Genomic DNA, 22,361 nt, shown 5'->3' with positions numbered 1-22,361 from the left:
ATAAAACTGTACATCTTCGCCAGGGTAAAAATGAAAGCATATTCGCTCGATTTACGCCAAAAAATACTTGATACATATAAGACAGGTGGAATATCACAACGTCAGTTAGCCAAAAGATTTTGTGTAACTTTAAGCTTTATTGAGAAATTACTTAAACAATATAGAGAAACAGGAAGTATCGCGCCTAAAGTCAGGATGCAACAAACTCCACCAAAGCTAAATGAAGAACAATTGAATGTTCTTTTTGAAATAGTAGAAGCCAAGAATGATGCCACTTTATCAGAAATTCGTGAGCAACTCAAAGAGAAGACAGGGATAACGATTGGTATTTCCACAGTAGACAGAATGTTACAGAAGATGGAAATCAGCTTAAAAAAAACATTGCACGCCGCAGAAAAGGAAACTGAGAGAGTTCAATTATTAAGAGTCCAGTTCTGGCTCTTAATTCAAGGAATACCTGCTGATCATCTGATTTTCCTTGATGAAGCTGGAGCTAATCTATCTTTGAGCCGACATTCTGCTCGTTCCCCTAAAGGTAAAAGAGCGCATGGTTCTCGACCTCAAAAACGCAGTAAAAATGTTTCGATAATTGGTGCAATTGGTCTGAGGGGTGTGATTAGTCAATATAGCATTTTAGGTGCAACTGATGGGCTGACATTTGAGGCTTATATTGCTCAAAAATTAGTTCCTAAACTTAAGGAAGGTGATTATGTAATCATGGACAATTGCTCAATTCATCAAGGTGGAGATATTGAAGCACTCATTGAGGCTGCCGGAGCTAAGTTGATTTATTTACCACCATATTCTCCTGATTTTTCCCCTATTGAAAATTGTTGGTCGAAGCTGAAGAACATACTACGTTCTCTTGGTGCTAGAAGTTATCCAGATTTAGCAAAAGCAATTGAAATGGCTTTTAACCAAATCTCTTTAAATGATATTTATAATTGGTTTACCCACTGTTGCTACTGTACTTCACCAGACTGAGAAACGCTATAGCTGTCGAACATTCATTAAATTCAGAAATTATTTTCACAGGAGAAATTAAGCAAGAACACATTGAGCTTAGGTATGAAGCATCAAAATGTGTTGTAACTTTGAGTACAAAATAATTAATTAAAGAGAGGTTTAAACTTATGGTAAAAATATTTATTGCGCTCTTGATTAACAAAATATAAGCGCATTTTAATATGCAGTCTCTGTTGCAATTAGTTTTTAACATTTGACATAAATAGGTAAAGAGTTATGAAAATACATCAGGCTTTTCAGTGTTTTTTACCATTAGCTTCTATAGCAATCAATCTATTAACTTTGTTAGCTATAGACCTACCAGCGTTTTCATTTACTCCCAGCTTAGATTATTCTTTATCATCTCAAGATTGGATGCAAAAGTATTCGACTCGTTCAATTCAACAGCTTGGCTCCGTTACTCCACAAAGACAACTGTATATTTATGAAACGATTCAATACCATGCTTATGCTTTGTGGGCATCGTTAGACCAGCGAATTCTGCTAGAGGTTAAAAGTAAACTAGGATCATCTGACACTGTCTTAACTTTGATGGATAATAATCATGATGGTAAACCTGATGAATGGATACACCATCCATCAGGAGACTATGATTCTCCGGATTTTGGCTTCATGTTTGATCTCAATCAAGATGGCAAAATGGATTATTTTGTTTTTAATGGAGGTCCTTTATTTGTTAAGGAAGAAACCCAAAATGCCGATAAAATTTTTCCTGGTTTATTTTGGATGAATTACCATTGGATAGATTCTAATTACGATGGTCATATTGATATTATGGTTTTTAATGATATCGATTTAGATGGAGATGGTTATCCAGATCAAGGTATAACGGCTTGGGTTTATGATGATGATTTTGATGGTCGAGTAGATAGGACTGAATATTTAGGATATACACCGTGGTTTCCTATGAATACTCAATACGGTCAATTGTGGAAACCTGAAAAAAATCAGCCTCTCAAAAAGCCTGTAGAACCAAAAGAAGGCGAATTTATCATACAGCGTTCTGTCAAGAATATCAATCCTAGGGTCTTCAATAAACAATTTGACATCCGCAAAACTGAATTAGTGTCAGAAATTAATTCAGTTGTGTCTAAACTACCTGTATCGAAAGGCATTAATAGTAGTGAGGCAGCTATTTACTTTAATCTAGGAATGGCTTTGTTTTATGAAGAAAAATGGCAAGAGGCTAGCACAGCTTTTCAAAATGTTATTTCCCTTGATATTCAACATACAAAATCATATTTCATGCGAGGTAGGGCTAATTTGTACCTCAAGAACTATGCTGAAGCCATACAAGATTATAGACAGGTCATTAAACTTGAACCCAATAATGATGAGGCTCACTATCTGCTAGGTTATACACTAACTCGAACAAATAACTTAGAAGAAGCAATTGCGGCTTACCGTCAAACTATCAAGCTAAATCCTAGACACGCTCATGCTTACAACAATTTAGGCTCGATTTTTGGTAGGCAAGGTCGATATAATGAAGCTATTCAGGTACTTCAACAATCTATTCAGCTTGACCCTAAAAATACGCCTGCTTACTTTAATCTAGGACGCGCTTTATATGAAACTGGTAGGTATGAGCAAGCTGTAGAGTATTTTCGTCAAGCACTTAAATTAGAACCTAATTATTCTTCAGCGCAAGAGTATTTGGAGCGAACTTTACAACGTTTAGGTCGAGATCAGTAAGATTTCCTAGCCTAAGAACAGGTTAAATTTAACATTAACACCACCATTGCCAAAAAATCTGTGAGAGCGATCGCTCTTAGCGGTGCTGATCAATGATAATTTTAAGGATCGGGAAGCCTTAAAAATCGAAGTTTATGAACGCAGCCGACGATAAAACCATTGTTCGCGAATATTTCAATTCCACGGGGTTTGACCGATGGAGACGGATTTATGGCGATGGCGAAGTCAACAAAGTCCAGCTAGACATCCGTAATGGACACCAGCAAACTGTGGATACAGTTATCGACTGGCTGAAAAATGATGGCAATTTAGCAGAGTTATCAATCTGCGATGCTGGGTGTGGTGTAGGTAGTCTCAGCATTCCCCTAGCAACAGCAGGCGCTAAGGTTTATGCCAGCGATATCTCTGAAAAAATGGTAGAAGAAGGCAAGCAAAGAGCCTTAGCAGCCTTGGGTAATGCTGAAAATCCTACCTTTGCGGTACAGGATTTGGAATCTTTAAGCGGCAGTTATCACACTGTGATTTGCTTGGATGTCCTCATTCATTACCCCCAAGAAAAAGCCGATGAGATGATTTCTCACCTCTGTTCTTTGTCTGAGTCGAGAATCATTTTGAGTTTTGCGCCTAAAACCTGCGCTTTAGCTTTACTCAAAAAAATCGGCAGTTTCTTTCCAGGGCCTAGTAAAACCACTCGCGCCTATCTACATCGTGAGGCTGATGTGGTGAAAATCCTAGAAAAGAATGGCTTTGCTATCCAAAGAAAGGCATTTACTAAGACTCGTTTTTACTTTTCGCGTATTCTAGAAGCTACACGTAGTGGGGAGTAGGGAGTAGGGAGTAGGGATTAGGGAATGAGAGATTTATCAAGAGAGGCAGGAGGCAGAGGGCAGGAGGCAGGAGGGAAACTGCCCTCCCTACGGGACGCTGCGCGAACTGACTCCTGCCGCGACGGTCGGGAGCAAGCGAAAAGTGCGGTCTTGGGTTTTACCCAAGAGGAGCAACTTTTCAAGACAGGGTTTAAGACCCCCACTGAATCAGAATTCAGTGGTTTCAATTCAGGAGGGGTCGAATCCTATAGCTGAATTGCTCCTTCTGCCTCCTGCCTTCTTCAATTGTCTTGTCTACCTTGTTTCCCCAGTCTCCAATTCCCAGTCCCATCAAAACTTGTAGCTTAACACCTGAATTTCACTATTCTCAGGCAAACTACCAGACTTGATATTAATAGTGTCGCTATTACTGCGCCGCACGGTTGTACCCTGCATTAAGGTTAAAAATTCGTCTAGTGGTGCAATATCACAGGCGTTAGGATCAGCAGCTTGTGTACGGTAATGTGTAGGAATCACCAGTTTGGGATTTAAGACTGCGATCGCTTGTTTAGCTTCTTCTGCATTATACGCCTTGGCACTACCACCTACAGGGACTAATAAGACATCCGGTCGTCCCATGAGGATTTTTTGTTCAATGGAAATGGGTGCAGCTGCGCCTCCTAGGTGTAGAATGTTGACTCCCCCTTGAGTCCATTTCCACGCAGTATTTATACCAAATTGTTTACCACCTTTGCGATCGTGGTCAATGGCAATTCCTTGAAATCTAATACCTTGAAATTCATAAACTCCAGGTGCAAATACTAACTTGGGATTACCCGGCAAGCCATCCACTGCACCTTCATCTAGTAATTGACTGCTAATTAAAACCAAATCTGCTGTCACTTTCGGGGGACGATATTTAGCAGTACAACCAACTGTCTTAAAGGGGTTGACAAGAATTTTCACCCCACCACCAGTAAACAAAAAACAAGTGTGACCCAACCACTGTACGGAAATACCACTAGATTGAGCATTGGCTGGAAGGTAAGCACCGAATGTAGGGGCTACAGCTGTGGCTAATCCTACCCCAGCGTAACCAATAAACTGTCGTCGTTTCATTAATTACTCTCTTTGCTGTAATTGTGCCAGAAAGTTCCGCAATAACTCTTTTCCTGAAGATGTCAAAACACTCTCTGGATGAAACTGGACACCTTGAATGTGAGGATAGTTCCGATGTCGTACTCCCATGATTGTCCCATCTTCTACCCAGGCGGTGATTTCTAATACTTCTGGACAGGTTGCACGGTCAATCACTAGACTATGATACCTAGTAGCGGTCATGGGATTTTCTAACCCCTGGAAAACACCTACCCCAGTGTGAGTAACTTCAGATGTTTTACCGTGCATTAACTCTGGAGCAGAAATGATTTTACCACCAAATACTTGACCAATGCTTTGATGTCCTAAGCACACGCCTAAAATTGGTAAACTATGGCCTAACTCTTTAATTAAATCTAGGGATATTCCCGCATCTTCTGGACGACCAGGCCCAGGAGAAATAACAATGGCATCGGGTTTTAATTTCTGAATTTCGTCTAGGGATATTTTATCGTTGCGAAAAACTTGAATATCTGACGCTACAGAAAACTCAGCTGCTAGCTCTCCTAGATACTGGACTAAATTATAAGTAAAGCTGTCGTAATTATCGATTACTATAATCACAGCCTATATTAGCTCCTGGTCATTACTCTTACCATGTTTAATTGTCATCAGATTTGCACCGATGTAAACACCATCGTCATCAATTATGACAGTTAATTACCGGGAAACCCCATAACCAAACATGAAAAAGTCTTGCCCCTACAGTCATAACTTTTAAAAATACAGGTGACAGGTGACAGGTGATAGGTGACAGGTGACAGTGAAGAGGAAAGGAGAGGAGAGGGGTGTTGATTTCATTCATCGCGGGTGGTAGTGCCGCCTGTGCGGTTGCTCCTAAAAAGCCGACGTAATCAACACTAACAAGGGTGGAAGCAATAACACTCCTGCAACTAACACCGCCACCAAAGCAGAAACCAGCACGGCACCAGCAGCACAATCTTTGGCGATTTTTGCTAATTCGTGATACGTCTGCTTGACGGTTAAATCAACAAGGGACTCAATCGCTGTATTTAATAACTCCAGTGCTAATACTAAACCGCTAGTGATGCCTATAATGGCTATTTCTACTGGTTGTAAATGTAAAAATACACTTAAAGCGATCGCTAAAGTACAAACACTAACATGAATCCGAAAATTACGTTGAGTTTGAAAACTGTAGGTAATACCTGCCCAGGCATACTTAAAGCTGACCAAGAGACTAGAGGCCACTTGCCAAGACAGTTCTCGTTCTTGATTCACAAGGGTAAATAAGTGATTTTGCGTAGGTGGCGGGGAGATTTGTTGAGACATAGGCTTACAAATAGAACAGTACGGTATATTTAGTGAGAATTTTCGCTAATTTTAATCTAGCTATAAACTTTAACGCAATTTTCTACAGAAGTATTATAAAAGCATGGTGAAAATTTCACATCTACAGCCATAGAAATCTTTAATATTCTATGTCTATATCAATACTGATAGCCTTCAGTAAGATTACTTGCTGTTGCAACATTTGCATTAAACTTTCCTCATCAGGATGATCCCAACCCAAAAGGTGCAGTAAACCATGCGCTACCAACCAAGCTAACTCTGTTGATAAACTATGTTCCTGCTGTTGGGCTTGACGTTGTGCCGTGTTGATCGAAACAACTATATCCCCTAAATACAATGGTGCAGCCGACATTTCCGCACTTTTCGGTAACTCTACCTCTAAAGCCGCAAAAGATAAAACATCTGTGGGCTTATTTTGCTGACGATAGGCGGCATTTAGTTCTTGAATTTCTATGTCATCAGTCAAACGCAGCCCAATTTCATAACTAGCTGCTGCTGGTAAGTCGGCGTGCAGAACTTCTAGCCAACGATTAAACCAATTTTCCCAAGTTTCCGGAGGAATCCGGGCATCTAGATAGCCAGAATTTAAAGCTTCTTCCGGGGAAGACTCCAAGAAATAATCTTGCACATCTAGTTCAACTTCTACCAACTACAAACTCTCCTTAGCACTGTGGTTTTAGGCTGGTATAGCAGGTGACAGGTGACAGGTTACAGGTTACAGGTTACAGGTTACAGACTTCAAAGCCTCTTGGTGTAGGCGACTGCTATATTTAGCGAGTCAGGTAAGCCAAACCTACCAGCACAGCTAACAGTCCTACTGCGGTGAATAGGAAATGCTTCAAAGAAGTACCACCCTTACGTACCATATTTCGCATAGCTAGTTTGACGTAGCTGGGTTGAGGTTCTGTTGAAGGGGAATTGCTCATAATTAAATAAAAAGTTCTTTTATATATAAATGTAACAGTTCGCCAGAATTTATCTAGCCAGATTGTCTAACGTTTGTGGAAGGTAGGGGAGCAGGTGAAGTTAGTTCTTCCTTGTCTCCCCCAGTCCCCAGTCCCCAATCCGCAATCCCTAATCCCCAGTCCCCAATTAAGCCGATTCTACAAGTTGATTTTCCTGACGGAGATAGGCTTGGATGAACATATCAAGTTCGCCGTTCATTATGTCAGCGATCGCAGTTGTTTCGGCATTGGTACGCAAATCCTTTACCATCTGGTAAGGATGGAATACATAGTTACGGATTTGATTACCCCAGGAAGCTTCCACCATATCGCCCCGAATTTGGGCAATTTCTTGCGCCTTTTGTTCTTGGGCAATCACTAACAATTTGGCTTTCAGGCGAGCAAGAGCCTTTTCTTTGTTTTGCAACTGAGAACGTTCTTCTGTACAGCGTACAGCAATCCCCGTGGGGATATGTACAATCCGCACGGCTGTTTCTACTTTGTTGACGTTCTGCCCACCTTTACCGCCAGACCGAGTTGTGGTGATTTCCAAATCCTTATCTGGAATGTCCAACTGTACAGAATCATCTATTTGCGGCATCACTTCCACCCCAGCAAAACTGGTTTGCCGTTTTCCATTGGCATTGAAAGGCGAAATCCGTACTAAGCGATGGGTGCCTGTTTCTGAACGCAAATAACCGTAGGCATAACGACCTGTTATTTCTAGGGTGGCTGATTTAATACCAGCTTCGTCACCCTCTGACTCTTCCGCTAAAGTTACCTTGTAACCATGAGCTTCTCCCCAACGGGTATACATTCTCAGCAGCATAAATGCCCAATCTTGAGCATCTGTACCACCCGCCCCAGCGTTAATCGTCAGTACCGCCCCTTCAGCATCATAGGGGCCAGAAAGTAACTGCTGGAGTTCCCACTGGTCAAGGTCACGATTTAGCTGAGTGATGGTAGACTCGGCTTCTTGTAATAGTGCCTCATCGGTTTCCAGTTCCAGTAATTCAACCACTGCCTTAGTATCTTCTAAACTGGCTTGCCACTGACGATACTGGTCTATGTGAGCTTTGAGGTCATTGAGTTCTTGCAGCGTTTTTTGGGCTGTGTTTTGGTCATCCCAAAATTCTGGCTGTGCTGCTATTTGTTCTAGGTCGTGAATTTTTGCTGTCAGTGCAGGTATGTCAAAGATAGTCCTGGGTTTTACCCAGGCGGCTAGACAACGTTTCGATTTCGCGTTTGATTTCTAAAACTTCCATAGTGCTTGCTGAAAATACAGCCCTTTGGATGGTATTACTATTGTCTTTTTGATTTTAGCGGTAATTGGTCAAATTCTCCGACCATAGATTTATGACTTACTTAAAGCTGGTAGTAAGGACTTTAGTCCTAATTTTGTTGGCTGAGGGTTTCAAACAGAGGACTAAAGTCCTCACTACAAACAACTGTGGTAACACTGGCGTAAATTTAGGTATAAAAAACCGTGGTTGCTGATGCTCAACCACGGCTAGTCATTATTTGAAATTTTTATACTCATCGTGACCTAATCACGGCCATTGATGGCAATGAGTAAGCGCAAAATAAAGATAAACAAGTTGATGTAAGTCAGATACATCGACAAAGCGGCGGGTAGATATTGGTCATTACGGTATGTACGGGGCAGGATGTAGAAATCTACAACTGATGCTCCTGCAAAAAGAAATACCCCTAGACCGGAAATAGCGATTTCTAACCAAGTAGGCGTGTAAACACCAAACAAGGCAAATACAAATTGAGTCAGACAGACGACCAGCAAGGCGATAATGCCGAGAGAGATGGTTTTGGTCAATGCCATGCCGTCTTGTTCTGAGAGATTAGAACCAATTTGTCGGGCAAATATGAAGGTGACACCACAACCAAGGGCTGCTAAACCAATACCTTGAATGCCCACCCCCTGAGTTCTCAGGGCAACAAATACTAAACCACTCAGGGTATATCCTGACAACAAGCTGTAGGTAGCTAAAAGCGGTAAGGCTACACTCTTGTTACCTTTTTCGGCAACATTTTGGGCGACAAAGAACAGTATTAACTCTAGAACAATTGCACCAAGGAACGTAGGGAAGAAGATTCCAGGGTTAGTACGGATAATACCCAGACCACCGTAAGTTCCCAACGCTGTGAGTACCAGACCGCCACCAACATAAGGCAGGGCATTGGCAATGACATTAGGACCAACTAGGGCGTGAGACTGGGCGTTCCGGAAAGCTTCGCGAAAATTACTGCTATTACTCATAGGGAAAAACTAATTTTTAGGCAAACTTCCTCATGATTCTTATTCTTACCAAGATTTGCTGTTATTAGCTAGGGAGTAAATCTGGATCAATATATGTTGTGGGAGTTGTTAGAAAGATTTTTACTCAGCACTCTACACTTTCAAGTCAAAGATGACGGTAGGCTAAGTCAGCATTTTTCAGCATAAATAGCTAGGTTTGTTGCAAAAAATAAACTTTATCTAAAGAGTAATTGTTATTAGCGCAACAAAAAGAGCTAGTAACAAATAGGCAATAAAAATCATGCGTACAAATACTGAATAGTAGAGATAGCCCCCCAATAAGTTCAGTAAAACGACGATGGTTTAATCAGTGTTCACTAAGGAAAATAATTACAGCTTTAAAGAGTTACGCAACTCCATTTTGGCAAACAAAGGAGTTACACCAAAGGAATTTTTATATGGCAGCAAGTGAGTCCTCTATGCAAACTGATGGTATGGAGTTATTGCACTTATACCACCAAAATCCTTCTATTAAACTTCGTAATAAACTGGTGCAATTACATACTGGTTTAGTCAGAAAAATGGCTCATAAATTTAGCCATCAATGTAATGAACCTTATGAAGATTTGGAACAAATTGGTTATTTTGGTTTAATCAGGGCAATTGAGCGTTTTGATCCCAGTCAAGGATATGCTTTTAGTTCCTTTGCTGTACCATATATTCGCGGCGAGATGCTACATTTCTTGCGCGATCGCAGCACTTTATTAAAGATTCCTCGACGTTGGCAAGAACTGTACAATGAAGGTCAAAAAGTTCGCAAAGAATTGGCAGTATCTTTAGGCCGTCCTCCCAAGGATGCGGAAATTGCCAAAAAACTCAAAGTATCTGTACAAGAGTGGCAAGAAACCAAGTTAGCAGCTCAAAATCGGATGCCTTTAAGTTTAGATGCTACCGCCGTTCACTACGTTGACTGTCAAATTACCTTGGGTGAAGCACTCCCTTGTCCCCGTTCTGCGGTGTTGCAACAACAAGATGAAGAACGGCAACAACTCCAAGGGGCGATTAATATGTTAGAAGACAAGCCCCGCCAAGCAGTTGAGATGGTATTTCTCAAGGAACTTTCTCGCAAAGATGCCGCTAAAAGTATCGGTACTAGCCCAATGACAGTCACCCGGTATCTGCAAAAGGGAATTCAAGATTTAATTTGTTATCTACAACCGCCAGCAGTCGCTACAGGGTCATGATGTCATTATTACCAGTTAAAGGAGATGAGGGAGATGAGGGAGTAGGGGAAGATGAGGGAGAAGGGTGTAAAAGTTATTCAAGACCATAAGGATTTAGAAGTTTATAAAATGGCTTTTGACGCAGCCATGACAATTTTTGAACTATCTAAAAAGTTTCCTGTGGAAGAACGCTACTCACTCACTGATCAGATTCGTCGGTCTTCACGTTCAGTTTGTGCCAATTTTGCAGAAGGATGGAGAAAGAGAAGATATCAAGCTGCTTTTGTAGCTAAACTGAATGATTGCGAGGCAGAATCAGCAGAGACTCAAACTTGGATAGAGTTTGCTGTTAGGTGCAACTACATGGATGTTGAAATAGGCCGGCAACTATATGGTAAATACAACCAAATTCTTAGCGGTCTAGTAAACATAATTAACAACTCATCAAATTGGTTGCTAATTAAACATTAATCCCCCTCATCCCCCTCATCCCCCTCATCCCCTGATCATCGAGATTTCAGATCAGCGATCGCACCTTTAGTCATGGCAGCAATGGCTTTATCGGTGGCTTTGGGCAAATGATAATATTTACCTCCCGATGTTTTGGCTAACTCTTTAGCAAAGCCAGTGGAGACAAATTTACTCTCAGTATCAATCACTAATAGTTGCATCCCCAAAGCACGCATCCTACCAGCAATTTCTAGCAGTTCTCCTTTGATATCTGGTTTTTCTCCTGGTTCTTGTGGTTCACCTAAAGAACGTGATAAGGGAATATTACCCCGTCCGTCGGTGATAGCTACAATCACAACTTGCCCAACATCTCCACTCATTTGGGCATTGATACCGATGCGGACTGCTTGGGTTAAACCATGAGCTAGGGGTGAACCACCACCACAGGGTAATCTTTCTAAACGGTTCCTTGCTAAAGCAATAGAACGGGTTGGCGGTAGTAACACCTCGGCTTGTTCTCCCCGGAAAGGAATCAACGCCACTTGGTCACGGTTTTGATAGGCTTCTGTTAACAGTTGCATCACCGCACCTTTGGCTGACTGCATCCGGTTTAAGGCCATAGAACCTGAAGCATCTACTACAAACACAACTAACGCCCCAGCTTTACGTACTAGGCGCTTCGAGCGAATATCACCCTGCTCAACAATTACTTTTTTGTCTGGGTGTCTCTCACGCCGCGCTTTTTGATATGGTGCAGCCGCCCTTAATGTCGCATCTACGGCAATGCGGCGGACTTTGCCTTTGGGTAACATCGGCTTAATGTAGCGTCCCCGATCATCGGAAAAGATAGTGCTACGACTACCAGATTTACCTTGACGCTGTGCCATTTGAGCAAAGTACAGCACACTATCATCAAGTATTACTCCCTCTGGGTCGAAGATAAATTCTTCGGGGATGCTGGGGGGTTCTTGCTCTTCTGGTTCGTCTGGTTGATCTTCTTTGTCTTCTTCTTGCTCTTCCTCTTGTTGCTCTTGTTCTGACTCGTCTTGACTTTGAGGAGGGGGTGGGGGTGGTGGCGGTGGTTGGTCTGGTGGCGGTGTCTGCACAACGGTGGCCCGTGGTACAATTACCAACTCTACAGCCCGGCGCAAATCTTCCGCATTGACGGTGGCTCTGCCATCTAAAGCCGCAGCCGCTTTGGCAACGCGCACCGCAAATAATTCCGCCCGATGTCCTTGGACACCGCCGCGAATGGCTTCATCTACTAAGTAAGCAATTTGTTCGTGGGTGATGGTGACTTCTTTCAACCACTCCCGCGCTAGGATAATTTGGGTTTTGAGTGCGTCGATATCTTCGCTGTATTGCTGAAGAAAATCTTGGGGTGATTTAGAATAGGCGATCGCTTGCTCAACTGCTTGTACCCTTTGATCTAGACCGAGAACACCGTCAGCAGACAGAGCGATCGCAATTCTATCTAATAAGTGTTCTCGTAATGCCCCTTCTTCTGGGTTATAGGTTGCAATAAACAAGGGTTTGCAAGGATGCTGAAAGCTGATGCCTTCCCGTTCGATTTGGTTGCGTCCTTCCGATAGGACTGTTAATAGCTGATTGGATATCTGATCATCTAATAAATTGATTTCATCCACATACAGCACGCCTCGGTTAGCGGTAGCGAGTAACCCAGGCTGAAAAACTGTATCCCCTTGTTTAACAGATTGTTCCACATCCACAGAACCGAGAAGACGGTCTTCAGTCACACCGAGGGGGATCTGCACAAAAGGTGAGGGGATGATTTGGGTGGGGACATCTTGCATCTGTTTATCGGCATACTCTGCCGCCAGATAGTCATCCCATTCTTCTGGGTGGTTGGGGTCGCAATTGCTGATCGAACCTGTAACAACTTCGATGGGTGGTAATAAGGCATGAATCGCACGCGCCATTACAGATTTTGCCGTACCGCGACGGCCTGCGATCGCTACTCCTCCCAACCCAGGATCGACTGCTGCGAGCAGCAAGGCTAATTTAATGGCTTCTTGACCGACTACAGCAGTCAAGGGAAAAGAGGTAATTGTGGGACTGATAGTAGGCGCAGGCATGGTTTACAAGTATGGGACTGGGGATTGGGGACTGGTATTTTTACGCGGCTCAAAGTCGCGCTATTGCTAACAGCACTTTTAAGCTAGTCTCGGTTTTTAGCATATCAATTTCTGGCTCATTTAGAATAAGGGTTGTGAGAATTAGGGCTTTGTCTTGCCCTTGGGAGCAAAATTTATGAGTATCGCTCAGGCTAAACGCTTCACATTAGATGAGTACCACAAACTTGTGGAATTGGGCTTTTTGCATGAGGATGACCACATAGAATTAATCAAAGGGGAACTGATTCAAATGGTATCGAAGGGTACAGCCCATGAAACTTGCTTAAGAAACTTGTTACGAGAACTGCCGAAATTAGTGGGTGATAGAGCTACTTTACAATCTCAAGCTCCTATTACTTTACCCCCTAACAGCGAGCCAGAACCTGATTTTGCTATTGTTAAAAACAGAGATGACAATTATCTATCCGCTCACCCTAGTCCTGCTGATGTGTTGCTGGTGATGGAAGTTGCAGATGCTTCTTTAAGTTATGACCAAGATATCAAAATACCTCTCTACGCTCAAGCAGGTATTTCTGATTATTGGATATTCAATTTATTTGATAATTATTTGGAATGTTACAGTGAACCTTATCAAGATAGTCAGGGAAAATTTGGTTATGCAAATAAGCGCATTGTTCTGCCTAATCAAGTAGTTTCTTTCCCTTGTTTTCCCGATTTATCTATAGATTTAAGTAGTATCTTTCCCAAAAAATAAACTTTCAACCTTATAGTGATTTGAAATTTACTCATATTCAGTTGTCCTTTTTTCACAAAAAAATATCTTGACATCCAGAATCGGTTGTGCAATCGTATACTTAGGACAACAAAATAACTCTGCTCTAAAGCTTCTAGTTTTTGGTGTTGTCTCAGCAGCAGAACTACTATTTTACTGCCAAGCTTTGCGTTATCCTTTCCCTTGATCTATGTGTTTCAATGTTACTCTATTTGAGATAGTTTAACTTCAAAGAGATGAGCAAACGTTTGAAGTATATGCTCAAGGGCAAAGATAATGCAAAGCTCGGTAGTAAACCTGGAGTTCTACGGCTGAGACTTCTATCAAAAAAATTTTTCTAGAATGCGGTATAAGCTCAGGTGATACTGTTTATCAATCATTGAGTAATAGTATTCCTTTGAATGATGTGTAGTTTTTTCGTTGTCCAGTAAACAAAATGAAAATCTGGACACATTACCATGAAAAATGTTCACCAAATCTCAAACAGACAAACTACCCAAGAAAAACCCGTAGTAGCATTCTATTGGGACTATCAGAACGTTAAATTATCTGTGGAAAAAGCTAAAGTTCTACTAGGAATTGCTAACTCAAAAGGAATTTTAGCTCGCAAAAACATCTATTACAATTCCCATTGTAAAGACCAAGTCGGTGTAAAAAAAGAGCTTTCTAGTTTAAATTTGGATTATTGTGATGTTCCTTGTCCTCTAAAAAACAGTGCGGATAATCAATTAATAGCAGATTGTTTAGAGGACACTAACAGTCCTCAAAGTCCAGATATAGTTATCCTGGTTTCAGGTGATGGAGATTATGTAAAATTAGTTCAACATCTCCAAAAACTGAATTTACAAGTAATAATTTTTGCTCAGGTAGGTAATGTAAAACATAAATTGAGAGAAGTTGCTAACGAATTTTACTTTACCGATGAATTATTTCTCCCATTACAGACGAATAATCAGAATCAAAACACTTCTTTTCAACCCTCAATCACTTATAATGAAGCTATCAAGCACCTAACTCAAGCAATCAAAATATTAGTGAGTCAAGAAAAGAAAGCAACATTTCCATCCCTTGACAAATTGATGCGTCAGAATTGCCCCCAATATAAGGGCAGCTCTTCTATCTTCAACCATAATGGTAAAACGTTTAGAAAATTTAGTCAGTTTGTTGATGCTGCTGTTAAGGATGGTAAAGTACGAGAAAATAATCAAGAATTGTTTTTAATTGATATAGAAATAATTGCTGCCTGACAATTTTTGTTTTATTAGCTCAAATGAGTTTTTAAAAAACCGCCATTAATGCGGTTTTTTCATGTTAATAGTAATATCGTTTATCTGTTTCCAAGAAAATAATTTTTACAACCAGAAAAAATGCACAAAATTCTAACATTTCATGACGAAAAACTTTTACGCCGCGCACTTACTCACCGTTCTTATGTAAATGAAAACCCAGGAGAAGGCGAACACAATGAACGCCTAGAATTTCTTGGTGATGCTGTACTGAATTTTTTAAGTGGTGAATATCTTTATCGTCGTCACCCAGAAAAGGGAGAAGATGAATTAACGCGGCGACGTTCAGCATTAGTCGATGAAAAGCAGCTAGCAAAGTTTGCTATTGAAGTGGGTTTAGATTTCAGGATGCGCTTGGGTAAAGGTGCAATTCGAGATGGTGGCTATCAAAATCCTAATTTACTCAGCAGCACATTTGAAGCTGTGATTGGTGCTTACTATTTAGATAACAACCGCGATATTGAAAAAGTGCGCGAAATTGTCGAACCATTATTTGATTCTGTACCTGAGCAAATTGTGGTGTCTCGCTCTAATGTAGACTCAAAAAATCGCTTTCAAGAATGGGTACAGCGCAATAGAGGCACAACTCCTCCCACATACAAGACAACACAAATAGGGGGTTTGTCTCACGCGCCAGAATTCAAAGCGGAAGTTTATGTGCAAGATAAAAAGTACGGAGAAGCTACCGGGCGTAATAAAAAAGATGCAGAAAAAGCAGCTGCTGAGGATGCGTTAGCTAAATTGAAAACACAAGGGTTGTTGTTGTAAATATACTGTGATGTACTACCAAAAAACTGCAAATATCAGCTTGTAAACATTACAATTATAGAAAAAGCAAAAGTAGGTGTAATCGTTATGCAATCTATTTTCTGGAGTTTAGAAGAAGTCGCTCAAAGAGCTAAACAGTTTTACGAAAACAGTATTCGTCAAAATGTCGAGTATGGTGACAATATTGGCAAGATGATTGTGATTGATGCAGAAACAGGTGAATATGGTATCGATCCTACTGGTGTGGAGACAGCATTAAGGTTAAAACAGAAAAACCCTAACGCTAGATTGTTTACCATACGGATTGGTTATGACGTTGCTGTAAGTTTTGGTGGTGCAATGTAGCTTACTGCTGTGTACTAATCTCTAGTTTCTTGTTTCACATCTAAGGGTAAAGTCACGGTAAAAGTAGAGCCAATCCCTTCTTGAGAGACTAGGTTAATTTCACCTTGTAATAGTTTGACTAACCGGGCGACGATCGCTAACCCTAAGCCTGTACTATCAGGAAGATAGGAACGTTCTTTGGAACTAACACGAAAATAAGGCTCAAATATCTTGTTTTGGTCTTTTGGTGCGATACCAATACCAGTATCAGAAACAGCGATCGCTAACTTTTGATCATTCCGTACCTGACACTCTATAGTGATAGTACCGAAGTCTGTGTAGCGAATGGCATTACTCACAAGATTTGTGACAATTTGTTGTAATTGAAAGCCATCTGTGATTATCTGTGGAGATATACTTGGGCAATGAACTACGATTTGTAATTTCTTTTCTGCTGCTAGAGGCTCTAACATCTCACAGACATTCTCAATTAATTCCTGGATGTTAATAGGCGCTAATTGCAGTTGGAGTTGACCTGCTTCATAGCGTGACAGTTCTAAGACGTTATTAATTAAACGCAGTAAGTGTCTACCATTGCGTAATACTCTTTCAATATGTTCTAAATTGGCAAAGCTATCTTGTCTGGGAAGCTCTTTTCTTTGTTGGCGTAAAAATAAATCAGAGTAACCAATAATAGATGTTAAAGGGTGTTTGAGTTCGTGGGCTAGTTGTGATAGCTTGTCTTGATTGGCATTGATTAAACGCGTTAGTTCTTCATTATGTAGAGTCAGAGAAGTTTGTAAATTTTGTAAGTCACGCAAACGCTCTTTAACATAACTATTAAAACACCGGGCGATCGCTTCATCAATCACCGCATCAATTAACCGCAGATAACGGATGATTTCTGCTGGTGTTGTCTGTAATAAATTTGCTTCAACGGTGTCAAATATTACTGTTCTAAGTAGACGATATTCGCGTGCAATTTCGGATGGATCAAAGCCTTGTTCAGCGCGTAGTAAACCGTGTTCCCAACTAGCTGTTACTATGGTTCTAATATCACCATCCTGAGAGGGTGACAGGACTTTTACCATTGCTTGAAAAACATCAGGGATATGATTTTTAATCGCTGTGTAGGATAAGTCATCAGCACTTTCTATATGCCTATCTTGGCGAACAGCTACAATCCATTTTTCGATGATATTGTGAGTATTTTCAGCCAGTAATTGACTAAAATCCATGCTTTTAAATTCTGTTAATCGATAGAGGAATTAAATTCTTATGCCAATAGTGTAACGATTATGGTGACGTTTATCGAAACCAGTAGCAAGTTTCACCTACCAGATGGCAGATATTGACCAGTTATTAACTTTATCGGGTGCTGCAATCACACAAAAATCAATCAATTACAAGTTTATGCTTCAGCCTTAAGCCACAGGGTAGAGTACAGTTTAGTGTTAATTTGGAAATAAAAAAAAATTATCAGTTGGCAGTTGTTTTTATTGCATAAGGATGTTAAATTAACAAGCACTATTATCTATTAGAGTAAGTCAGCCTAATCCAACAATTCACAGTAAGTAATGTTGGAGCGGAGGAACCAAGTTTTGGGGCGTATCTTTTAGAGAGTAGGCAGTTCAGAGTTACAAGAGCAAGGTGATGAAACACCTAACTCAGCACTCAAAACTCAGCACTCTCACTAAGAAGGGCAACTCTCAGCCCTAGCCCGTCAGCTAACTTCGTAGGCATTGAGAGGAGACTGAAGAGACAGCATTTTTTTAATGTTTAGCTCTCATCAGTGTCCGTGGCTGGTACTGCTCGATTTTTTGTACCTGCACTTAACTCTGTTGAGGTTGCCAGAATGATATTGCAATTAAATTTAGCAGCGATCGCAGCTGTTGCTAGTCAAGCTGTTTGGAAAAAGACTAAACCCGTAATTATGAGGGATGTAGTCTTCTTACCCATTTTAGGTTTTTTAGGAATTATATTGCTGTGGTGGGTGGTAGCACTAGCTAACCATGAGTTAATGCCTACACCACCGGAAGCACTAGCTGCCAACTTAGACTACATCCTGAACCCGTTTTATCAAAGAGGCCCCGGTAACTTAGGCATTGGTTGGTTATTGATAGCCAGCCTCAAGCGGGTATTGCTGGGTTTTCTACTAGGTGCAGTAGTAGCGATTCCTTTGGGATTTTTGATTGGGATGTCTAGATCAGCCATGTTAGCACTCAATCCCATCATTCAAATTTTCAAACCCGTATCACCCTTAGCTTGGCTACCCATTGCTTTAGCTATCTTCAACTTGGCAGATCCTTCAGCCATTTTCGTCATCTTCATTACCTCCCTTTGGCCGACCATTATTAATACTGCCCTAGGAGTTGCCAGCGTTCCCAAAGATTATATGAATGTAGCGCGAGTGCTAGAAATGCCTCGTTGGCGACGCATTACCAAAATTATTTGGCCTGCCACCTTGCCCTACATTTTTACAGGCTTACGCATCAGTTTAGGAATTGCGTGGTTAGTCATAGTTGCAGTAGAAATGCTTACCGGCGGTGTAGGAATAGGTTTCTTTGTTTGGGATGAATGGAGTCGTTTAAACCTTAGCTCAGTCTTCCTTGCCGTTTTCGTCATTGGCGTAACCGGACTCATCCTAGATTTCGCCGTCAGCAAACTGCAAGAATTAGTTACCCATCGCCCCATAGCTTTCAAATAAAGGTGACAGGTTACAGGTTACAGAATCATAACAACTCTTATCTTCACCACGCTACCAGACGCAGCCTCTGTCTGCGTCTCTGCGTGAGCTAATACCACCATTTGAACTCCACATGAGTAACCATAACTGGACAAGACGAGACTTTATCAAAAGCCTAGGAGCCACCACAGCCGGAATCACCCTTTCCTCCTGTGCCATATCAGCAGACAGATCCGCTACAGGGCTGACAGAAGAAGCCTTAGCAGTACAACCATTAGTCAGATCCCAAGACCTAGAAAAACCCGATCTCATTGTCGGATACGTACCTGTAAATGATTGTGCGCCATTTGCGATCGCCTGGAAAAAAGGCTTCTTTCGCAAGTATGGTTTAAACGTCAAACTCAACCGTGAAGCCAGTTGGGCAACATCCCGCGATGGTCTGATATTTGGACGTTTGGATGCTGCACCTGTAGTATCTGGTGCTGTCACCAACGCCCGCATCGGTGCAGAAGGCGCACGCCACGCCCCCTTATGTGCAGCCATGACTATTCACCGTCACGGTAACGCCATGACTATGAATAAAGCCATGTGGGATTTTGGCTTACGTCCTTGGTACGAGTATCAACAACAATATGGCGATGGAGCATTAGCAGCCTTTGGACGAGATTTTCGTGGCTACTTTCAACAACAACCACCAGAAAACAAAGTCTGGGCAGTAGTTTTGAGTTCTTCGATTTACGAATACTTTGTTCGTTATATATCGGCGGCGGCTGGTGTTGACCCCCTAAAAGAGTTTCGCGTCATTATTGTCTCACCTCCGCAGATGGTGACAAACGTGCGAATAGGGGCTATGCAAGCCTACATGGTAGCAGAACCCTGGAACACCAGAGCTATTCAAGGTAATGAAGGCATTGGCTTTACCTTCGCCCAAGGTAAAGAAGTTTGGTCAGGACACCCAGATAGGTTGTTAGGGGTGATGGAATCTTTCATTGACCAATATCCCAAAACATATCGGTCTTTAGTTAAAGCCATGATTGAAGCCTGCCAGTATTGCAGTCGTCCCGAAAACCGCCAAGAAGTCGCCGAAATTCTGACAGACCGTTCCTTTACAGGTGCAAGACCAAAGCAAGCAAATGCACCAATTACCAAACTAACCGCGCCTGGAATTGTTGGCAATTACAACTATGGCGGATTTGACGGCAAAGAACGTACCATCAACGCCGCAGATACCACGGTTTTTTATGATATTCCCGACAATTTACCCAAACAGCCAGACGAACACGCCACATATTTATGGAGATCCAATAGTATCTGGTTAATGACGCAAGCAGCTCGTTGGGGACAGATTAAAGAATTCCCCAAAAATGCCGAAGAATTAGCCGAAAAAGGCTGGAGAGCAGATTTGTACCGGGAAATAGCAGCCGAAATGGGTATTAAATCTCCCAAAGACGACTACAAAATTGAACCGCCAGAAGTATTCATAGATAAGAAAGGCTTTGACCCCAGTGATCCCGTTGGCTATTTGAATAGTTTTGCCATTAGGGCTAATTCCCCTACTAACTTTTTCATGTCTTAAAGAATCCATCTCTGACTCTGTAGTAAAAAATATCAACTATTAGGAGTATGTGAAATGAAATATACACCCTTAACAATTAATACTCACGAACAAGCTAAATTTCGCACAAATTTTTTAGAAATTGAGAATTTAGTTAAGTCTTATCCCACACCAGATAAAGGTAATTTTGTCGTTCTCGATGGTGTGAATTTAACTATCGGTGAAAATGAATTTATTTCCCTTATTGGACATTCTGGCTGTGGTAAATCAACTTTGTTAAAAATTGTTGCTGGTTTAGAAAGAGCAACTTCTGGCTCAGTCAGACTTGATGGCAAAGAAATTTACAAGCCAGGTGCAGAAAGAATGATGGTATTTCAAAATTATTCGCTCTTGCCTTGGTTAACAGTTAGAGAAAATATCCGTCTAGCTGTAGATGAAGTGTTAAAAAATGCCAATCGGGCGGAAAAAATTAGCATTGTGAACGAACACTTGGCAATGGTAAACTTAACCCCGGCAGCAGAGAAATATCCTGATGAAATTTCTGGAGGTATGAAACAGAGAGTAGGAATTGCTAGAGCCTTAGCAATTCGTCCCAAAATGTTGCTGATGGATGAACCTTTTGGGGCATTAGATGCGTTAACTAGAGGTAAATTGCAAAAACAAGTATTAGATATTTGGGAAAATCATCGCCAAGCCGTAATGATGATTACTCACGATGTTGATGAGGCGATTTATATGTCTGATCGCATCGTCTTAATGACTAATGGCCCAGCAGCTACGATTGGGGAAATATTAGAAGTACCGTTTCCTCATCCACGCGATCGCACTGCTATGCGAAACACAAAAGAATATTTTGAACTTCGCAACCACGCCTTAAATTTCCTCGACAAATATTTTAATCCTGAAGATTAAATTCGTTGATTGGTTCTTGATTGGGTAGCCTAATTCAAATTCACCAAACTTGAATTTGAAGCGGAGGAACCAAATATTGGGGCGCATCTTCTAGAGGGTTGCATTTTCCAGGTTTAACTAACTCAGCACTCATACCAATTCACCACTCATAAGAGAGACACCTTCCAGTCTTAGCCCGTCAGCTAACTTCGTAGGCAATGGAAGGAACCCCCAGAACATTGGCTTTTATACCAGTTGTTATTGGGGTTTCCTGACGAATATGTCTCTATGACTATTCGTATTACCCTGCTTCTCATTGATTTGTTCGTTCCATTTAGGAGAAGTTAAAGCTGTGAATATCAAGCCAATGTTAGCGCGTTTGCAAAGTGCTATAGGTCGTGATGATTTAATTGATCACATGGTATTGTTATCAGAACCCAAAAAAGTTTTAACTCAAAAAGATGAGCCAAAAAAATTAATCAACTTAATCGTTGCTTATAATGCTTCTCCTCAAAGTCATACAGCACTGGATATAGCTTTTTGGATGGCACATCAAACACGATTAGCCACAAATCAACAAGTCACAGTACAAGCTGTTTATGTGGTAGAAGACACTTATAACAGTGGATATTCTAATATTTTAGGACTCGTCAACAGCCTGCCAGTATTAGAATGTCCCATCAGCAGCAATACAAAGTCTACTACCTCTGTATTAACTCAACCAAAACAGAAGGAAAGTACACCAGTTTTACAACAAAGAACAATCACAATCCTCCAAGAAGCAGATAGAATTCTTTGGCAAGCACGCAGTCTAGCTGAAGAATGGCATGGTACATTCAAATCACATTTGCGATTTGGCTACCTGAGTACAGAATTAAGAAAAGTTGTAGAATCTGAAGCTGCTGATATTTTATTTCTAGGATGTCAATCTGTTTATCATCCGTTAATTGAAAAACTAGGTTCTAATTTTCCTTGTGCCGTTTTAGGGATTCCCAAGTGCATAGATAATTAATCTTGGTCAGAGTATTTTAAAAATTAGACATCTAATTTAAAATACATAAATTAAGCCACCTAATTATAGGCGGCTTTTTTAGATATTTTGCAACTAAATAC

At 41.1% G+C, this 22,361-nt stretch carries 22 protein-coding genes and 2 riboswitches; of the genes, 13 read left to right on the top strand and 9 right to left on the bottom strand.

Annotation, left to right across the window (positions count from 1 at the left end; genetic code table 11):
- The first annotated feature begins 30 nt into the window (after positions 1-30).
- From NOS7524_RS05255 to bchM, 3 genes are all read left to right on the top strand, one after another.
- A complete protein-coding gene (locus NOS7524_RS05255; protein WP_015137436.1) occupies positions 31-984 on the top strand; it encodes an IS630 family transposase in 954 nt (317 codons plus the stop codon).
- A 258-nt stretch (positions 985-1,242) separates the two neighbouring features.
- Complete coding sequence (locus NOS7524_RS05250; RefSeq protein WP_015137435.1) at positions 1,243-2,721, top strand: tetratricopeptide repeat protein; 1,479 nt, start codon at positions 1,243-1,245, stop codon at positions 2,719-2,721.
- A gap of 134 nt (positions 2,722-2,855) precedes the next feature.
- A complete protein-coding gene (gene bchM, locus NOS7524_RS05245; protein ID WP_015137434.1) occupies positions 2,856-3,548 on the top strand; it encodes a magnesium protoporphyrin IX methyltransferase in 693 nt (230 codons plus the stop codon).
- Between the two features lie 330 nt (positions 3,549-3,878).
- Here bchM and NOS7524_RS05235 read toward each other — a convergent pair whose 3' ends face one another.
- From NOS7524_RS05235 to NOS7524_RS05210, 7 genes are all read right to left on the bottom strand, one after another.
- On the bottom strand, positions 3,879-4,646 hold the full coding sequence (locus NOS7524_RS05235; protein ID WP_015137432.1) for an MBL fold metallo-hydrolase: 768 nt from the start codon (positions 4,644-4,646) through the stop codon (positions 3,879-3,881).
- A 3-nt stretch (positions 4,647-4,649) separates the two neighbouring features.
- On the bottom strand, positions 4,650-5,249 hold the full coding sequence (locus NOS7524_RS05230; RefSeq protein ID WP_015137431.1) for an anthranilate synthase component II: 600 nt from the start codon (positions 5,247-5,249) through the stop codon (positions 4,650-4,652).
- 273 nt (positions 5,250-5,522) lie between these two features.
- Positions 5,523-5,978, bottom strand: a complete 456-nt coding sequence (locus NOS7524_RS05225; protein WP_015137430.1) for a diacylglycerol kinase family protein — start codon at positions 5,976-5,978, stop codon at positions 5,523-5,525.
- 139 nt (positions 5,979-6,117) lie between these two features.
- Entirely contained in the window at positions 6,118-6,648 is a 531-nt protein-coding gene (gene ybeY / locus NOS7524_RS05220) for an rRNA maturation RNase YbeY (protein ID WP_015137429.1), read from the bottom strand.
- 121 nt (positions 6,649-6,769) lie between these two features.
- A complete protein-coding gene (locus NOS7524_RS27995; protein ID WP_015137428.1) occupies positions 6,770-6,925 on the bottom strand; it encodes a DUF3285 domain-containing protein in 156 nt (51 codons plus the stop codon).
- Positions 6,926-7,091: 166 nt separating this feature from the next.
- Positions 7,092-8,208 (bottom strand): peptide chain release factor 2 gene (prfB, locus tag NOS7524_RS05215; RefSeq protein ID WP_144050840.1). Its coding sequence is split into 2 segments (ribosomal slippage): positions 7,092-8,135 and positions 8,137-8,208, totalling 1,116 coding nucleotides; the frame shifts between segments, so codons are not numbered across the junction.
- Between the two features lie 281 nt (positions 8,209-8,489).
- A complete protein-coding gene (locus NOS7524_RS05210) occupies positions 8,490-9,218 on the bottom strand; it encodes a Bax inhibitor-1/YccA family protein (RefSeq protein ID WP_015137427.1) in 729 nt (242 codons plus the stop codon).
- Positions 9,219-9,655: 437 nt separating this feature from the next.
- On the opposite strand from NOS7524_RS05210, the gene NOS7524_RS05205 reads away from it, so the two are divergent.
- Both NOS7524_RS05205 and NOS7524_RS05200 read left to right on the top strand, forming a co-directional pair.
- The gene (locus NOS7524_RS05205) at positions 9,656-10,441 is read left to right on the top strand and encodes an RNA polymerase sigma factor SigF (RefSeq protein ID WP_015137426.1); all 786 of its coding nucleotides are present in this window, start codon (positions 9,656-9,658) and stop codon (positions 10,439-10,441) included.
- 51 nt (positions 10,442-10,492) lie between these two features.
- Positions 10,493-10,891, top strand: a complete 399-nt coding sequence (locus tag NOS7524_RS05200; RefSeq protein ID WP_015137424.1) for a four helix bundle protein — start codon at positions 10,493-10,495, stop codon at positions 10,889-10,891.
- Positions 10,892-10,926: 35 nt separating this feature from the next.
- On the opposite strand, the gene bchD is transcribed toward NOS7524_RS05200, so the two are convergent.
- Positions 10,927-12,966, bottom strand: coding sequence for a magnesium chelatase ATPase subunit D (gene bchD, locus NOS7524_RS05195; RefSeq protein ID WP_015137423.1), 2,040 nt, complete (start codon positions 12,964-12,966; stop codon positions 10,927-10,929).
- Between the two features lie 175 nt (positions 12,967-13,141).
- On the opposite strand from bchD, the gene NOS7524_RS05190 reads away from it, so the two are divergent.
- From NOS7524_RS05190 to NOS7524_RS05175, 4 genes are all read left to right on the top strand, one after another.
- Positions 13,142-13,720: a Uma2 family endonuclease gene (locus NOS7524_RS05190; RefSeq protein WP_015137422.1), complete on the top strand. Its 579-nt coding sequence runs from the start codon at positions 13,142-13,144 to the stop codon at positions 13,718-13,720.
- 476 nt (positions 13,721-14,196) lie between these two features.
- Positions 14,197-14,985 carry an NYN domain-containing protein gene (locus tag NOS7524_RS05185; RefSeq protein WP_015137421.1) on the top strand — a complete coding sequence of 263 codons (789 nt, stop codon included), beginning with the start codon at positions 14,197-14,199 and terminating at the stop codon, positions 14,983-14,985.
- 120 nt (positions 14,986-15,105) lie between these two features.
- A complete protein-coding gene (gene rnc / locus NOS7524_RS05180) occupies positions 15,106-15,792 on the top strand; it encodes a ribonuclease III (protein WP_015137420.1) in 687 nt (228 codons plus the stop codon).
- Positions 15,793-15,879: 87 nt separating this feature from the next.
- Complete coding sequence (locus NOS7524_RS05175) at positions 15,880-16,137, top strand: hypothetical protein (RefSeq protein ID WP_015137419.1); 258 nt, start codon at positions 15,880-15,882, stop codon at positions 16,135-16,137.
- A gap of 14 nt (positions 16,138-16,151) precedes the next feature.
- On the opposite strand, the gene NOS7524_RS05170 is transcribed toward NOS7524_RS05175, so the two are convergent.
- Positions 16,152-17,354 carry a sensor histidine kinase gene (locus NOS7524_RS05170; RefSeq protein ID WP_015137418.1) on the bottom strand — a complete coding sequence of 401 codons (1,203 nt, stop codon included), beginning with the start codon at positions 17,352-17,354 and terminating at the stop codon, positions 16,152-16,154.
- Positions 17,355-17,655: 301 nt separating this feature from the next.
- Positions 17,656-17,873, top strand: a riboswitch (cyclic di-AMP (ydaO/yuaA leader).
- Positions 17,874-17,971: 98 nt separating this feature from the next.
- On the opposite strand from NOS7524_RS05170, the gene ntrB reads away from it, so the two are divergent.
- The 4 genes from ntrB to NOS7524_RS05150 all read left to right on the top strand — a co-directional run bounded on the left by ntrB (position 17,972) and on the right by NOS7524_RS05150 (position 22,260).
- Positions 17,972-18,823, top strand: a complete 852-nt coding sequence (gene ntrB / locus NOS7524_RS05165) for a nitrate ABC transporter permease (protein WP_015137417.1) — start codon at positions 17,972-17,974, stop codon at positions 18,821-18,823.
- A gap of 112 nt (positions 18,824-18,935) precedes the next feature.
- Positions 18,936-20,378: an ABC transporter substrate-binding protein gene (locus NOS7524_RS05160; protein ID WP_015137416.1), complete on the top strand. Its 1,443-nt coding sequence runs from the start codon at positions 18,936-18,938 to the stop codon at positions 20,376-20,378.
- 54 nt (positions 20,379-20,432) lie between these two features.
- Positions 20,433-21,269, top strand: a complete 837-nt coding sequence (locus tag NOS7524_RS05155) for an ABC transporter ATP-binding protein (protein ID WP_015137415.1) — start codon at positions 20,433-20,435, stop codon at positions 21,267-21,269.
- Positions 21,270-21,300: 31 nt separating this feature from the next.
- Positions 21,301-21,478: riboswitch (cyclic di-AMP (ydaO/yuaA leader) on the top strand.
- Positions 21,479-21,615: 137 nt separating this feature from the next.
- Positions 21,616-22,260 carry a hypothetical protein gene (locus tag NOS7524_RS05150; RefSeq protein ID WP_015137414.1) on the top strand — a complete coding sequence of 215 codons (645 nt, stop codon included), beginning with the start codon at positions 21,616-21,618 and terminating at the stop codon, positions 22,258-22,260.
- Positions 22,261-22,361 lie beyond the last annotated feature (101 nt).

The sequence above is a fragment of the Nostoc sp. PCC 7524 genome (genome assembly GCF_000316645.1).
Classification (GTDB): domain Bacteria; phylum Cyanobacteriota; class Cyanobacteriia; order Cyanobacteriales; family Nostocaceae; genus Trichormus.
This window is presented reverse-complemented; position numbering and strand designations above follow the sequence as displayed.

Coding starts and splice junctions, on each gene's coding strand:
- NOS7524_RS05255 (WP_015137436.1), top strand. CDS start 31: ATGAAAGCATATTCGCTCGATTTACGCCAAAAAATACTTGATACATAT.
- NOS7524_RS05250 (WP_015137435.1), top strand. CDS start 1,243: ATGAAAATACATCAGGCTTTTCAGTGTTTTTTACCATTAGCTTCTATA.
- bchM (WP_015137434.1), top strand. CDS start 2,856: ATGAACGCAGCCGACGATAAAACCATTGTTCGCGAATATTTCAATTCC.
- NOS7524_RS05235 (WP_015137432.1), bottom strand. CDS start 4,646: ATGAAACGACGACAGTTTATTGGTTACGCTGGGGTAGGATTAGCCACA.
- NOS7524_RS05225 (WP_015137430.1), bottom strand. CDS start 5,978: ATGTCTCAACAAATCTCCCCGCCACCTACGCAAAATCACTTATTTACC.
- NOS7524_RS27995 (WP_015137428.1), bottom strand. CDS start 6,925: ATGAGCAATTCCCCTTCAACAGAACCTCAACCCAGCTACGTCAAACTA.
- NOS7524_RS05210 (WP_015137427.1), bottom strand. CDS start 9,218: ATGAGTAATAGCAGTAATTTTCGCGAAGCTTTCCGGAACGCCCAGTCT.
- NOS7524_RS05205 (WP_015137426.1), top strand. CDS start 9,656: ATGGCAGCAAGTGAGTCCTCTATGCAAACTGATGGTATGGAGTTATTG.
- NOS7524_RS05200 (WP_015137424.1), top strand. CDS start 10,493: ATGAGGGAGAAGGGTGTAAAAGTTATTCAAGACCATAAGGATTTAGAA.
- bchD (WP_015137423.1), bottom strand. CDS start 12,966: ATGCCTGCGCCTACTATCAGTCCCACAATTACCTCTTTTCCCTTGACT.
- NOS7524_RS05190 (WP_015137422.1), top strand. CDS start 13,142: ATGAGTATCGCTCAGGCTAAACGCTTCACATTAGATGAGTACCACAAA.
- NOS7524_RS05185 (WP_015137421.1), top strand. CDS start 14,197: ATGAAAAATGTTCACCAAATCTCAAACAGACAAACTACCCAAGAAAAA.
- rnc (WP_015137420.1), top strand. CDS start 15,106: ATGCACAAAATTCTAACATTTCATGACGAAAAACTTTTACGCCGCGCA.
- NOS7524_RS05175 (WP_015137419.1), top strand. CDS start 15,880: ATGCAATCTATTTTCTGGAGTTTAGAAGAAGTCGCTCAAAGAGCTAAA.
- NOS7524_RS05170 (WP_015137418.1), bottom strand. CDS start 17,354: ATGGATTTTAGTCAATTACTGGCTGAAAATACTCACAATATCATCGAA.
- ntrB (WP_015137417.1), top strand. CDS start 17,972: ATGATATTGCAATTAAATTTAGCAGCGATCGCAGCTGTTGCTAGTCAA.
- NOS7524_RS05160 (WP_015137416.1), top strand. CDS start 18,936: ATGAGTAACCATAACTGGACAAGACGAGACTTTATCAAAAGCCTAGGA.
- NOS7524_RS05155 (WP_015137415.1), top strand. CDS start 20,433: ATGAAATATACACCCTTAACAATTAATACTCACGAACAAGCTAAATTT.
- NOS7524_RS05150 (WP_015137414.1), top strand. CDS start 21,616: ATGTTAGCGCGTTTGCAAAGTGCTATAGGTCGTGATGATTTAATTGAT.